Genomic DNA, 13036 nt, shown 5'->3' with positions numbered 1-13036 from the left:
GACAGGTTACCGCAACGGTCGGGGCGGGCCCTTGCCCGTGGTCGGGCCGCCACCTAGGCTGCTAGGAAAGCGCTTACCTATGTACCGTGCACAGGGGAAGGACGACCCATGACCCGAAGGTCGATCGGCATCATCGTCAACGGCGTCACCGGTCGGATGGGCTACCGCCAGCACCTCGTCCGTTCCCTGCTCGCGATTCGTGAGCAGGGTGGACTGCCGCTGGGCGACGGCACCCGGATCTGGCCCGAGCCGATCCTGGTCGGCCGGGACGAGACCCGCCTGCAGGCGGTCGCGCAACGGCACGGCCTCACCGACTGGACCACCGACCTCGCCGCCGCCCTCGCCCGCGACGACGCGGAGATCTACTTCGACGCCCAGGTGACCCAGCAACGGGAGAAGGCGATCCGACAGGCCATCGAGGCCGGCAAGCACATCTACACCGAGAAGCCCCTCGCCGAGTCCAGCGCCGCCGCGCTCGAACTGGTCCGGGCCGCCGACGCCGCGGGCATCCGCACCGGCGTCGTGCAGGACAAACTCTTCCTCCCCGGGCTGCGCAAGCTCCGCCGGCTGATCGACGGCGGTTTCTTCGGCCGCATCCTGTCCATCCGCGGCGAGTTCGGCTACTGGGTGTTCGAGGGTGACTGGCAACCCGCCCAGCGGCCCTCCTGGAACTACCGCACCGAGGACGGCGGCGGCATCGTGATGGACATGTTCCCGCACTGGCAGTACGTGCTGGAGGAGCTGTTCGCCCCGGTCCGCGCGGTCACCTGCCTCGCCGCCACCCACATCCCCGAGCGTGTCGACGAGGCCGGCCGCCCCTACCCCGCCACCGCCGACGACGCGGCCTACGGGATCTTCGAACTCGACGGCGGGATCGTCGCCGCGCTCAACTCGTCCTGGGCCACCCGGGTGCACCGCGACGAACTGGTCGAGTTCCACGTCGACGGCACCGAGGGCAGCGCCGTCGCCGGGCTGCGCCGCTGCCGGGTCCAGCACCGGGCGGTCACCCCCAAACCGGTGTGGAACCCCGACCTGCCCGCCACCGAGGACTTCCGCGCCCAGTGGACCGAGGTGCCCGACAACGAGGAGTTCGACAACGGGTTCAAGGTGCAGTGGGAGGCGTTCCTGCGGCACGTCGTCACCGGCTCCCCGTTCGCCTGGGACTTCCTGGCCGGGGCGCGCGGGGTGCAACTGGCCGAGCTGGGGCTGCGCTCCGCGCGGGAGGGCCGCCGCGTCGAGGTGCCGGAGCTGTCCCGGTGACCGCCGTCGTCCGGCTGCCCGACGGCGGCACCCACCGGCTGCGCGGGGGCGCGGGCCACGCCCGGCCCACCGGCCCGTCCACCAGCCGGGTGGCGTACGCCGCGGCGCACGTCGTCGCCGACCCGCGCGCGGAGAACGTGCCGGGCGCCCCGGCCGCCGTCGACTGGGACCGCACCCTCGCCTTCCGGCACCACCTCTGGTCGTACGGGCTGGGGGTGGCCGAGGCGATGGACACCGCACAGCGCGGCGCGGGCCTGGACCACCCGGCCACCCGGGAGCTGATCCGGCGCAGCGCCGCCGAGGCCCGCGCGGTCGGCGGCCGGATCGTCGCCGGGGTCGCCACCGACCAGCTCCCACCCGGCCCGGCCACGGTGCCCCAGGTGACCCGGGCGTACGCCGAGCAACTCGCCGACGTCACCGCCGCCGACGCCCGCCCGGTGCTGATGTGCAGCCGTCACCTGGCCGCCGCCGCCACCGGCCCCGACGACTACCTACGGGTGTACGACGAGCTGCTCACCGCCGCCGACCAACCGGTGGTGCTGCACTGGCTGGGCGACACTTTCGACCCGGCGCTGGCCGGCTACTGGGGCTCGACCGACCTCGACGAGGCCACCGAGACGGTGCTGCACCTGATCAAGCAGCACCAGGGGAAGGTCGACGGGATCAAGGTGTCCCTGCTCGACGCCGACCGGGAGGTCGCACTGCGCCGTCGCCTGCCCGCCGGGGTACGCCTCTACACCGGCGACGACTTCCACTACCCGGAGCTGATCCGGGGCGACGCGCAGGGTCACTCCGACGCGCTGCTCGGCGTCTTCGCCGCCATCGCGCCGGCCGCCGCCGCCGCGCTCGCCGCCCTCGACGCCGGTGACCTGGGCCGGTACGACGCGGTGTTCGCCCCGACCCTGCCGCTGGCCCGGCACCTGTTCGCCGCGCCGACCTGGTTCTACAAGACCGGCATCGTGTTCCTCGCCTGGCTGGCCGGGCACCAGGAGCACTTCACCATGCTGGCCGGGCAGCAGTCCGGCCGGTCCCCGGCGCACCTGGCCCGGCTGCTCGTCCTCGCCGACGATGCCGGCCTGCTGCCCGACGCGGAGCTGGCCGCCGCGCGGGCGCGGGCGTACTTCACCGTGGCCGGGGTGACCCAGTGACCGGGGCGGCGGCCGGTGGTGGTGCGGTGCCTGGCGGTGGTGTGCTGCCTGGCGGTGGTGCGCTGCCTGGCGGTGGTGCGGTGCCTGGTGGTGGCGTGGCGGCCGGGTTGGAACGGTTCTCGTTCAACCAGGCCACCGCCCAGCACTGGCCGCTGGCCGCAGCGGTCGCCGGCTGCGCGGCGGCCGGGGTGCCCGGCATCGGCCTGTGGCGCGAACCCGTCCAGGAATTCGGCGTCGAGCGGGCGGCCCGGCTGGTCCGGGACGCCGGGCTGACCGTCACCTCGCTGTGCCGGGGCGGGTTCTTCACCGCCCCGGACTGGTGGGACGAGAACCGGCGGGCCATCGAGGAGGCGGCCACCCTCGGCACCCGCGAACTGGTGCTGGTCTCCGGTGGGCTGCCGCCCGGCAGCCGGGACGTCGACGGGGCCCGCCGGAAGGTCGCCGACGCCGTCGCCGCCCTGGCCGACGAGGCGGCGGCGGCCGGGGTACGGCTGGCCATCGAACCGCTGCACCCGATGTTCAGCGCCGACCGGTGTGTGATCGCCACCCTCGGCCAGGCGCTCGACATCGCCGAACGGTTCGACCCGGCGGTGGTCGGGGTGGTGGTCGACACCTACCACGTGTGGTGGGACGACACGGTGTACGCGCAGATCGCCCGGGCCGGCGACCGGATCGCCGCGTTCCAGGCGGCGGACTGGGTCACCCCGCTGCCGGAGGGCGTACTGCTCGGTCGGGCGCTGCCCGGGGAAGGCTGTGTGGAGCTGCGCCGGCTGCGTGCGGCGGTCGACGCCGCCGGGTACACCGGGCCGGTCGAGGTCGAGGTGTTCCAGGCGGCGCTCTGGTCCCGACCCGGCCCGGAGATCCTCGCCGCGACCATCGACGCCTACCGGGCCCACGTGTCCTGACCCGATCGGAGCCGGGCCTGGTGGGCACGTCCGCCCTGCCACGGTGGCGGGCGATGCTGGCCGCCGGGTCCGCCGGGTCCGCCGGGTCCGCCGGCCGGCCGGCCGGTCCGTCGGTCGGTCCGTCGGTCATGGTCGGTCGGGGTTGCCTGGGACGTGCAGGCGCCTGAGCTTCGGCCGGGGCGAATCGGCTTCACGCAGAGTAGTGGAAGGTAGGTGGTTTCCCTCAGGGAGCGGCATGCCTCTGCGGCATGAATATGACGGACAGGCATACCGGTCCGGGCCTTGCCATGCCCCGCCGCCGTCTCGCCACGATGGGCGACTTTCCCACTGACCCGCAGCGCGCCGACCGATCCCCGCCGGACCGGCGATGGCCGACCGATCCCCTGCCGACCGGTCGGGTCATCGGACGGTGGCGGTGACGCGGACGGCCTTGACGATGGCGGGGATGGAGCCGATCAACAGCACCAGGCCCCAGACGATGGCCACGACCGCGAAGACCAGGGCCCCGACGTCGTCGAGAATGCTGACCAGGATCACCGGCACCAGCCGGTGCAGGAACTCCAGCACGACCGTGCATACCAGGGTGGTCAGCACCAGCAGGACCAACCCCTTGTTCTGGAGGAACCGGGGCTGGGCGAGCAGCAGCAGCCCACCCCAGACCAGTTTCAACAGCAGCACCAGACCGAGCAGCAGGCTGGCCTCGCCGACCGGGAAGAACCCCCACAGCGCCAGGTAGGCCAGGGTGCCGAAGGGCACGGCCAGGAAGAGCGACACCATCACCGTCAACTCGACGAAGGCGATCACCAGCAGCACCAGCGAGGCTAGGAGCATCAGGATCGAGAAGACCAGGGTGGCCACCCCCTGCACCCGCCCCTGCACCCGGTCGGAGAGCACCAGGCTGAGGCAGAACAGCCCGGTCGTCCACAAGGCCACCATGTCGATCAGCGTCAGGTAGCCGGTGCCCCGCCCGGAGGGCTCACTGATCCCGCCCACGTCGCCGACATCCACGCCCAGGTCCCGGGCGCTGGTCAGCAGCGCCCCACCCGCCTCGCCGCCGCCGGTGAGCAGCGACGACCCCAGTTCCAATCCCACCACCAGCGCCACCGCCAGCAGCGCCAACAGCAGGAACGGCTTGCGTAACTCGCCCACACCCGGCCTCCCTCCGCTCCGACACCGCCCCGCCCATCCCCGGCCGGACCCACCCCGGGCCAGCCCAGTTCACCCGCCCCGCCCGCCCGCCCCGCTCCGGCGCGGCCCGGCCGGCCCGGTCCAGCCCGCTCCAGTCCTGGCCGGCCCGGCCTACCCCGGTGGGCTGTCCCGGTCCGGTCCGGCTCGGTGCGGCCCATTCCGGGCCCGGACGGGTGCCGGGTCACGAGGTGGCGATGGTGACCGTGCACGAGGCACCTCCCGGGCAGCCCAGGTCGACCTCGGTGGCCCGGTCGACGGCGATCTTCGCGACGGCCCCGTCTCCGTCGGCGGGCGTGACGTCGTCGCGTACGGTCAGGTCGGCGTCGCCGGGCGCGGGGGCGGTGACCGTGAAGGCCGCCGCGCTGCGCAGGACCAGGGTGCGCAGCGGGCCCGGGTCGGCCACCCGCAGCACGCACCCACCGACGAAGGTCAGCACGTCGCCGGTACGGTCACAGTCGGCCCGGACCGTCGCCGGGTCGAGTGCGCTGCCGCCCCCGCCGAGCCGGCCCAGCCAGCCCAGTGCACCGGCGTCGGCCGGGTCGCCCCGGTCGGCGCGGCCCACCCCGACCGCGGTGACGAAGGCGGCCACCAGCAGCACCGCCACCGCCACCAGCAGCAGCCTCTGTCGACCGGTCACGGCGTGCCCGCCCCGGGCAGCTCGGTGAACCGGATCAGGTCCACCCCGGCGAAGTACCGTTCGGTGCCCTGCGTCCTGCCGACGGCGATCAGGGTGAGGGTGTGCGGGCCCCGGCCCAGCCGGACCGTGCCGACGTCCTCGACGGCCCGCAGCGCCGGCAGCTTCGAGAAGCCGAGGAAGGTGCCGCCCAACTGCACGCCGTCGAGCTGCCAGATGGTGTTGGCGTAGTCGGCGGAGGTGGTCCGGGACGCGGCGAACGACCAGGTGGCATCGGTCGGCAGGGTGACGGTGAGACTCACCCGGTCACCCACCGCCAATCCCTGGAAGAACAGCTGCCCGCCACCGGACCAGGCGATCCCGCAACAGTCGGGCTGGGTGACCACCTTCACCGCGGCCCCCGCCGGTGACTCCGTCTTCGCCCCGGCGAGCAGGGCCTCGGCCTCCACCGCGACCACCTGCGGTGCGGCCGGTGCCGGCGCGTCGTCCGGGCGGGTCAGCAGGTAACCGACCACCGCGCCGACCAGCACCACCAGCGCCACCGCCGCCGCGATCCACGGCCACGGTGTCCGCTTCGGCGGGGCGACCGCCCTGACCTCGTACGTCACCCGGCCGCTGGAGCGGGAACTCTCCTCCGGCGCGGTGTTCGCCGAGTACGCGAAGCCGGTCATGTCGTACCGCCGGGGTGCGGTGCCGGCCGGGACCACCAGGCGGACCAGGAACGACACCGAGTTCTGCCCCGGCACCACCCGTTGCGGCTCGGCCACCGTGAACCAGGTCCGCTGGCTGCCGTCGCCCGGTGCGACGTCGAAGACCACGGTGTCCGGCGCGACACCCGGGTTGGAGACGGTGAAGGTCAGCTCGCCCCGGTTGGCCGGGTCGAGGGTGAACTGTTCGGCGGCGGCGACGACGGCCCATTCGGTGGTCATGACGGCTCCTCAGACGACGGTCCGGGCGGGGGAACGGAACCCGGGGCGGGGACAGGGGCGCGGCCGACCGCCGGCCCGCGCGGCACCGGCCCGCCGTCGACCCCGGACCCGCCACCGGGCGGACCGACGCCGGACGCGCCACCGGGCGGACCGACCCCGGACCCGCCACCGGACGGACGGACCCCGGACGCGCCACCGGACGCACCGGGCCCGAACTCGGCGTCGGCAGGTGGATCGTCGGCGAGGACGACCTCGGCGGTCACCGCCGCCGGCTTCTCCGCCTCGACGATCCGGGTGACCACGGTCAGCAGTCCGGCTGCCTGCGGTGGCACCCGGACCACCAGGTGGAACGGCCGGTCGACCGGTTCGTCGAGGACGAAACCGGTGACCCCGGTGGCCAGCTCCAACGCGGTCCGCATCCCGTACGGGGTGCCCCGCCAGCGGGCCAGCAGCGCACCGTGCGCGACCAGGTCCCGCAGCCGCCCGACGGGCAACGCCGGTGGGGCGTCCGGCCGGGGTGGACCGAGTACGTGGTCCATCGCCACCCAGCGGGTCAGGTAACCGGCGAACCCGTCCGGCGTGCGGTACGGGGCGAACAGCGCGTCCACCTCGGCGAGCAGCGCCTCGTCCGGGGCGTGCAGCGCCTCCATCACGTCCAGCAGGGCGCCCAGCACACTGCCCGGTCCGGCGGCCCGCTGGTAGGCCGCCGGCAGCAGCCGCTCAATCGCCGCCCGGCGCATCGTGCCCCACCACCTCGATGTCGTGCTCGCCGGAGCAGAGCAGCCAGGTGTCGGGGACGGTCACCACGTCGGCGGTGGCCTGGTTGGCGCTGGCCGTCCAGTCGACGGCGTCGGTGCTGCGGTGCACCCCGCGTTCGCCACCGGCGAGGATCAGCCGCCCGGTGCCGCCCGGCCCGGCCGCGGTGCCGGCGATCGCGTCCACCGGCACGAACCGGGTCCGGTCCCGCAGCGGCAGGCCGCAGTTGACCGTCACCGGCTGCCACTGCGCCTGCGCGGCCAGGGTGTCCAGCCGGACCACCCCGCCGCTCTGCGTGGCGGCGACCGCCAGGGTGCCGACGAAGGCGAGGGCCCGGCAGGTGCCGCCGACCCAACCGGCCTGCACCTGCTGCCACTTCACGTCGGATTCGAACAGCCGGGTGCGGTGGCAGCCCTGGCCCGGCTTCTTCGGGTCGGGTTCGCCCGCGCCGGCCCACAGCAGGGTGGCCGGGCCGTCGTACTGCACGGCGAGGACGCGGTTGTCCACGTTGGCCAGCCCGACGTGGGTGAAGCTGCCGGGGCGACCACCGGCGGTGGACAGGTAGACCCCGAAACTGGCCTGTGCGGCGACCGCCACGCCCGGCGCACCCCGCTCGGAGACGAAGGACCGGACGGCGTAGAAGCCCCGGTCGGCGTCGGCCGGGTCGACCAGGATCTGCAACGGCACCGCCCCGGGCAGCAGCGAGACCTCGTACAGGCCGGTGTCGGTGGCCAGCAGGAGCGCGCCCGCGCCGTCCCGGTCGATCCAGGCCAGGTCGGTGATCCGCGAGTCCAGACCGGTCAGCGGGGACCAGGTCTCGCCGAGGTCGGTGCTCAGGTGCACCCGGGACCCACCCGCCGCCCGGGCGGTGACCACCGCCACCGCGCCGGGGCGGGCCACCACGCCGGGACGTACCGGGGCCGGGGCGGGGGCGACCCGGACGACCGTCTCGTCGTCGTCGAACCGGCCGGCCGGCTCCCAGCCGACCCCGGCGTTGGACGAGCGGAACAGCACCGGTCCCCGGCCGGCGTACCAGGTGCGGGCCTGGTACTGGTCGACGGCGAGGGCACGGACCTGCGCGTCGGGGGCCTCGTCCACCACGAACCGGACCGACTCGACGTAGCGCACCCCCGGCTCGGCGTGCTCCAGCATCCGGTACACGTTGGAGGCGCGCAGCGGTTCGCCGAACGCCCAACCGGTCGGATTGAGCCCGGTGGGCAGCGGGCTGAGCGTCTGGTGCAGCCGGTCGTGGATCCGCCGGCGGACCGCCTCCGCGTCCTCCTCGCGGCGGACCACCACCCGGGCCCGGATCGACACCGCCTTGTAGCGGGCCCAGCCGGCCCGGCAGCTGGTGCCCAACGCCCGCCGCCGGTCCAGGTCCGCCTCCACCCGGCGGCGGGATTCCTCCACCTCGTGCGCGCGCAGCACCGACACCGGCAGCCGGCCGCCCGGTCGGGCCTCGTCCGGCACGTACGGCACCAGCACCACCTCGACCTCACCGGGGCGGGCGAAGCTGTACACCGCCGACCGGGTGAACGCCCGGGCCCGGGACACCCCGCCGGAGCCGGCGGCGAGGATCTCGAAGTCCCGGGCGGTGACCGCGCGTTGCTGGGCGAAGAACTCGTACGGGCCTCGGACCAGCGCCGAGTCGAGCGTCTCCAGGTCCCGCCCGCCGCTGGCCGGCCCGGGGTTCTCCGCGCGTACCCCGGGCAGGGGGTCCCGCAGGTTGGTCAGGGTGCCGGCGGCGACGTTGCCGGCCCGGCCACCACCGGCCCGGTACCAGAGTCGGATCCGGGCGCCGGCCGGCGGGACCGCCGCGACCGTCACCGGCCCGCCGCCCGGCCCCGCACCGGCCGGGCGCAGGTCCAGCGCCGGGGCGAAGGTGACCACCCCGGAGCAGCGGTCCACCAGGTAGACCCTCGCCTGCGGGCCGACCCCGGCGAAGCTGTCCACCGGCCGCCACAGCTCGTACGGGGTGCCCTCGTGCTCCCGGGCCGCCGCGCCCAGCTCCACCGCGCCGGCCGCTACCTCCACCCCGAGCAGCAGGTCCCACGCCTCGGCGGTGCGTGCCAACGGCGCCCGGGCGGCCCGTAGCACCTGCCCCGGCTGGCCGGTGCCGACGCCGAGCAGTTCCGCGTCGACGATGTCGCAGTGGTGGGTGCGCACGGTCACCTCGGCGGCCCCCTCGGGCAGCAGCGCCGGCTCGGTGGTGACGAAGACGACCGGTTTCGGGTCGGCGCCCCGGGCCGCCGCGATCCGGGTGCCCGCCGGGATCCGCACCGCCGCCCGGTCGCCGCCGGTACGCACGAGACGCACGTCGGCCCAGGCTGCCGTGGGCGCGTGCCGGGTCACCCCGAGCAGGTTGAGGAACTGCACGTACGCCTTGTCCGGCAACTGGTTCAACCGGAAGATCATCACTTCGGTGAGGTGCGCGAACGCCTCCACCAGCGCGATGCCCGGATCGTGCGCGGACAGGTCGGTCCAGCCGGGGCAGGACTGCCGGATCCGCTCCCGGGCCTCGGTGACCAGATCGAGGAAGGTGCGGTCGTCGAGGTGCGGCACGGGCAGCGTCATGACGGGTCCCCCTCGGCGGCAGGGCGGTCGGTGCCGGACGCCGGACGCCGGGCGGCCCGGTCCCCGGCGGTGGTCGGGCCACCGGCCGGGTCGGTGTCGTCGGGGAGCAGGTCGACGGAGAAGACCAGTTGGCCGGGGGAGAGGCTGGCCCGGACCCGGTAGTCCAGCCGGATCACCAGCCGCCACGGGTCGTCCGGATCGGGGCCGGCATCCACGTCGATCACCTCGACCCGGGGTTCCCACCGGCGGATCGCCTGCCGGACGTAGTGGATGGCCAGTCCCGCGGTGGTGTCGTCGTTGGGGGCGAAGACCAACCGGTGCAGCCGGGAGCCGTACCCGGGGCGCATCAGCCGCTCGCCCGGCGTGGTGGACAGCAGCAGGTACAACGCCTGGCGTACCGTCTCGTCGCCCTCGGTCACGGCGAGCCCGCCGGTCGCGGTCGTCGCCAGGCCACCGGTGCGGCCGGCGTCGAAGCCGGCCCCGACGAACCGCAACGCCCTCACCGGTCGGCCTCCACCAGACGCTGCCGGGGGTCGTGGACCGTGTGGTGGACCAGGCCCGGCGGGGTGCCGTCGGTGAAGCCGTCCAGGTGCGACAGCACGACCCGGTGCCCGTCGACCCGCAGCCAGTCGCTGTAGCCGACCCGCACCGCGAGGGTCTTCGCGCAGGGTTTGACCGTCGGCCCGTAGTTGGGGCAGGCCACGATGTCGCGCCCCTCGGGGTCGGCGTCGACCAGCACCGGGACCCCGGCGACGGTCAGCCAGTGCTGTGACGCCCGGTTGGTGACCCGGCCGTCGTGGTCGCAGGCGACCAGCGAGTTCAGGTGGATCCAACGCATCAGCCACCTCCGGAGTGGGCGCGGGCCAGCGCGCCGGCCTGTTGCCGGGCGGTCGCCGCGTCCTCGGTCGTGTCGGCGTGCAGGAAGTCGACGCTGCGGGCCCGTACCACCATCGCCCGGCCCGGCGCGGAGAGCACCAGGTCGGTCGCGGCGTGCAGGGTGGTCAGCTCGGGGGTCAGCTCCAGAAAGCTGCCGGCGTCGGTGGCCAGCCGCACCGTCCGCGCGGCGTCGTCGACCACGATGGTCTGACCGCTGCCGGTCCGCACCGACCAGCGGCCCGCGCGCCCGTCGGCGACCCCCGTGTCGTACGGCGCGACGACGCCGAACAGCGAGCCCAGCACCACCCCGGAGACCGGTTCACCGCCGGGCAACGCCAACAGCACGGTGTCGTCCGGGTCGGGCAGCGCCACGATGCCCTTGTCCCGTCCCGCCCCCGGACAGAGCACCGCCAGCCAGCCCGCGTCCAGGTCCCCGTAGCCGGGCAGCCGCACCCGTACCCGGCCGCGCTGGTCCGGGTCGTCGACGGAGGTGACCACACCGAGGGTGACCACCGCCCCGCCGGCCGGGACGCGCGTCGGGGAGGGCGGCGGGGCGGTGGAGAACCAGGTGCGGTGGCCGGTGCCGTCGATGGTGTGCACCACCTCGGTGAGCACGTACGCCCCGGACAGATCCTCGGCCACCCCGGTCAGCGTGATCCGCCGACCGGGTCGCAACGCCGGGTCCCCCTCGGCCACCCCCTCGGCGGTGACCAGTGCGGCGACCCGGGCGTCCAGCCCGGCCTGGGCGAGCGCGGCCAACTCGTCGTCGCTGCGACCGGGCTGGTCCACCAGGGTCCGTACGCCGTCCGCACCGACCACCGCCGGGTCGGGCCGCAGCGGCACCCGTCGACCGGTCCGCGCGGTGTCGACCTGCTGACCGAGCGGCTCGGCCCGCTGCGGGTGCCAGCCCAGGGCGGCGCTGCCGCCGGCGGCCCGGTCCAGGTTGGTGGCCAACCGCACCGAGTGCAGCGTCCGGCCCAGCGCCAACGGCAGCGGCTCACCGTGCCCGTCCAGGGTGACCAGGCGGACCCGGTCACCGTCGGCGGCCAGGTGCAGGCCGGCCCGGCCGGCCACCTCCAACAGCAGCTCCAGATCGCTGTGCCGGTGTTGGAGCAGCCGCTCCAGGCGTGGCCCGTCGTCGTCGGCGTCGACGTCGAGCCCCACCTCGGCACACAGCTCACGGGCCAGGTCGGCGGCGGTGACCGCCTCGAAGACCCGCAGCTGCTGCCGCTTGCGCAGCCGGTGCAGCAGATCGTAGCCGCGCAACCGGAACAGGGCGGTGCCGTCGGCCGCGTACTCCACCTCGACGCAGGTGACCTCGCCGGTGAACAGCCGTTCCCCGGCGAGCCGGACGTCGAGGGTGGCGCCGGTCGGCACCGCGGGGCCGGGGCCGGGACCCCGCGCGGCCGGGCCGGGGTCGGCCGCGTACACCACCTCGCACTGGGTGGGCTGGTCGAGCCGGGCGGCCACCCGTACCGAACGGAGGCGGCGGGCCGGTGTCCCGTCCAGGGGCACCCCGTCGAGGAGGAGCGACGGCCGGGCGCTCACCGGACACCTCCGTCGGGGCCGGCCGGACCCGGGCCGGCGAACAGGTCCCCGCCGGGCCACGGTCCCGTGCCGGCCAGCAGGCCCCCGTCGGTCAGCAGGCCCAGGGCGGCCACCGCGCCGGTGCCGGTGGTGGGGCCGGTGCCGATGGTGGTGCCGGTCGGCGGGGGTACGGCGAGGGCGGTGCCGGCCGGCACGGTGAACGGGTCGGTGATCCGGTTGTGTTCGGCGAGCAACCGCCAGCGCAGCGGCGAACCGAGCGCGTCGTGGGCGAGCAGGTCGAAGCGGACACCGGAGTAGCCGGGCGCGGCCGATCCGTCCCCGGTGGCCACCACCGCCTGACCCACCCCGACGGCGGGGGTCGACGCGGCGGCCAGCTCCTCGGCGAAGCCCTGCTGCGCCTCGTCGGCCGACTCGGCCACCCGCAGCAGCTTCAACCGCAGCCAGGAGCGGCGCGGTGAGCCGGTGCGGGTGAACACGTCGAACCGTTCGGCGACGGCCACCACCACCCCGGGCACGTTCCACGTCTTGCCCCAGACCAGCCGGACCAGCGGTGGACGCTGCCAGCCGTGCGCCACGGCCGAGTTCTCGGCCAGCATCCACAGCGGCCGGGTCAGCGTCCGGACGTCCTCGGGCGGGGTCGGTCCCTCCACCAGGTCGGTGTCGAAGAGCAGGTCCAGCACGAGTTCCGTGCGTCCGCCGCCGGTGAAGACCAGCGGGTCGTCGGCCAGCCCGACGCCGGTGAGCTGCCCGTCCGCGCTGCCCCGGGGGCGTACCCCGGCGACCCGGGTGACCTGCACGGTCTGCGGGTTGAGCAGGCAGTCGATCCGGACCCCGGACTCGTCGACCAGGAACGCCACCCGTTCCATCACCACCCCCGCTGTTCGGCATCGAGCCGGCCGTACCGGACGTCGTCGAGCCCGGCCACCAGCGGCGTACGCGATCCGCCGTCGTCGGGCAGCGCCGGCCACGGACCGGCCACCGCCCCCGCCGGTACGCCCGCCCACGGCGTCCCGCCGCTGCGACAGGTGTCCCGCGCACCGGTCGCCGGGACCGTGCCGGCCGGGACGGTGGGCTCGTCGGGCAGGGCCGGCCACGGGTCGCCGGCCGGGGTCGGCTCGCCGGTCGGCCAGCGGCTCCCGTCGTCCATCCGGAGATCGTCGGCGGACCGGGGCGGACGGCCGCTGCCGGCGTCCCGCCCCGGCGGTGGCGGCCCGCCGC

Annotated in this window: 13 protein-coding genes; 3 read left to right on the top strand and 10 right to left on the bottom strand. The window is 75.2% G+C overall.

Annotated features, from left to right (window positions below):
* Positions 1-108: 108 nt before the first annotated feature.
* The 3 genes from AB0B63_RS20100 to AB0B63_RS20090 all read left to right on the top strand — a co-directional run bounded on the left by AB0B63_RS20100 (position 109) and on the right by AB0B63_RS20090 (position 3313).
* Complete coding sequence (locus AB0B63_RS20100) at positions 109-1260, top strand: Gfo/Idh/MocA family oxidoreductase (RefSeq protein WP_208566549.1); 1152 nt, start codon at positions 109-111, stop codon at positions 1258-1260.
* Positions 1257-2408 carry a dihydrodipicolinate synthase family protein gene (locus tag AB0B63_RS20095; protein ID WP_357020711.1) on the top strand — a complete coding sequence of 384 codons (1152 nt, stop codon included), beginning with the start codon at positions 1257-1259 and terminating at the stop codon, positions 2406-2408. The genes AB0B63_RS20100 and AB0B63_RS20095 overlap by 4 nt, the downstream gene beginning before the upstream one ends.
* An 80-nt stretch (positions 2409-2488) precedes the next feature.
* Positions 2489-3313: a sugar phosphate isomerase/epimerase family protein gene (locus AB0B63_RS20090; RefSeq protein WP_357020708.1), complete on the top strand. Its 825-nt coding sequence runs from the start codon at positions 2489-2491 to the stop codon at positions 3311-3313.
* 399 nt (positions 3314-3712) lie between these two features.
* Here the strand turns inward: AB0B63_RS20090 and AB0B63_RS20085 are convergent, their stop codons facing one another.
* The 10 genes from AB0B63_RS20085 to AB0B63_RS20040 all read right to left on the bottom strand — a co-directional run bounded on the left by AB0B63_RS20085 (position 3713) and on the right by AB0B63_RS20040 (position 12965).
* Entirely contained in the window at positions 3713-4462 is a 750-nt protein-coding gene (locus tag AB0B63_RS20085; RefSeq protein ID WP_357020705.1) for a hypothetical protein, read from the bottom strand.
* Between the two features lie 220 nt (positions 4463-4682).
* Positions 4683-5138 (bottom strand): hypothetical protein, encoded by a 456-nt coding sequence (locus tag AB0B63_RS20080; protein ID WP_357020702.1) that lies wholly within the window; start codon positions 5136-5138, stop codon positions 4683-4685.
* A complete protein-coding gene (locus AB0B63_RS20075; RefSeq protein ID WP_208566545.1) occupies positions 5135-6064 on the bottom strand; it encodes a hypothetical protein in 930 nt (309 codons plus the stop codon). The genes AB0B63_RS20080 and AB0B63_RS20075 overlap by 4 nt, the downstream gene beginning before the upstream one ends.
* Positions 6061-6804, bottom strand: a complete 744-nt coding sequence (locus AB0B63_RS20070; protein ID WP_357020698.1) for a phage tail protein — start codon at positions 6802-6804, stop codon at positions 6061-6063. The genes AB0B63_RS20075 and AB0B63_RS20070 overlap by 4 nt, the downstream gene beginning before the upstream one ends.
* Positions 6785-9394 (bottom strand): putative baseplate assembly protein, encoded by a 2610-nt coding sequence (locus AB0B63_RS20065; RefSeq protein WP_357020695.1) that lies wholly within the window; start codon positions 9392-9394, stop codon positions 6785-6787. The genes AB0B63_RS20070 and AB0B63_RS20065 overlap by 20 nt, the downstream gene beginning before the upstream one ends.
* Positions 9391-9897 (bottom strand): GPW/gp25 family protein, encoded by a 507-nt coding sequence (locus tag AB0B63_RS20060; protein WP_357020692.1) that lies wholly within the window; start codon positions 9895-9897, stop codon positions 9391-9393. Before AB0B63_RS20060 ends, AB0B63_RS20065 begins: the two co-directional genes overlap by 4 nt.
* Positions 9894-10232 (bottom strand): hypothetical protein, encoded by a 339-nt coding sequence (locus AB0B63_RS20055; protein ID WP_357020689.1) that lies wholly within the window; start codon positions 10230-10232, stop codon positions 9894-9896. Before AB0B63_RS20055 ends, AB0B63_RS20060 begins: the two co-directional genes overlap by 4 nt.
* Positions 10232-11818 (bottom strand): phage baseplate assembly protein V, encoded by a 1587-nt coding sequence (locus AB0B63_RS20050; RefSeq protein ID WP_357020686.1) that lies wholly within the window; start codon positions 11816-11818, stop codon positions 10232-10234. Before AB0B63_RS20050 ends, AB0B63_RS20055 begins: the two co-directional genes overlap by 1 nt.
* On the bottom strand, positions 11815-12684 hold the full coding sequence (locus AB0B63_RS20045; protein WP_357020683.1) for a hypothetical protein: 870 nt from the start codon (positions 12682-12684) through the stop codon (positions 11815-11817). Before AB0B63_RS20045 ends, AB0B63_RS20050 begins: the two co-directional genes overlap by 4 nt.
* Positions 12684-12965 carry a hypothetical protein gene (locus tag AB0B63_RS20040; protein ID WP_357020680.1) on the bottom strand — a complete coding sequence of 94 codons (282 nt, stop codon included), beginning with the start codon at positions 12963-12965 and terminating at the stop codon, positions 12684-12686. Before AB0B63_RS20040 ends, AB0B63_RS20045 begins: the two co-directional genes overlap by 1 nt.
* Between the last annotated feature and the right edge of the window lie 71 nt (positions 12966-13036).

It is taken from the genome of Micromonospora sp. NPDC049081 (assembly GCF_040648835.1).
Taxonomy (GTDB): Bacteria; Actinomycetota; Actinomycetes; order Mycobacteriales; family Micromonosporaceae; genus Micromonospora; species Micromonospora antibiotica.
Note: the sequence above shows the minus strand (reverse complement) of the source record. Positions and strands in the feature narration are given on the sequence as shown.

Coding starts and splice junctions, on each gene's coding strand:
- AB0B63_RS20040 (WP_357020680.1), bottom strand. CDS start 12,965: ATGGACGACGGGAGCCGCTGGCCGACCGGCGAGCCGACCCCGGCCGGC.
- AB0B63_RS20100 (WP_208566549.1), top strand. CDS start 109: ATGACCCGAAGGTCGATCGGCATCATCGTCAACGGCGTCACCGGTCGG.
- AB0B63_RS20070 (WP_357020698.1), bottom strand. CDS start 6,804: ATGCGCCGGGCGGCGATTGAGCGGCTGCTGCCGGCGGCCTACCAGCGG.
- AB0B63_RS20055 (WP_357020689.1), bottom strand. CDS start 10,232: ATGCGTTGGATCCACCTGAACTCGCTGGTCGCCTGCGACCACGACGGC.
- AB0B63_RS20045 (WP_357020683.1), bottom strand. CDS start 12,684: ATGGAACGGGTGGCGTTCCTGGTCGACGAGTCCGGGGTCCGGATCGAC.
- AB0B63_RS20065 (WP_357020695.1), bottom strand. CDS start 9,394: ATGACGCTGCCCGTGCCGCACCTCGACGACCGCACCTTCCTCGATCTG.
- AB0B63_RS20075 (WP_208566545.1), bottom strand. CDS start 6,064: ATGACCACCGAATGGGCCGTCGTCGCCGCCGCCGAACAGTTCACCCTC.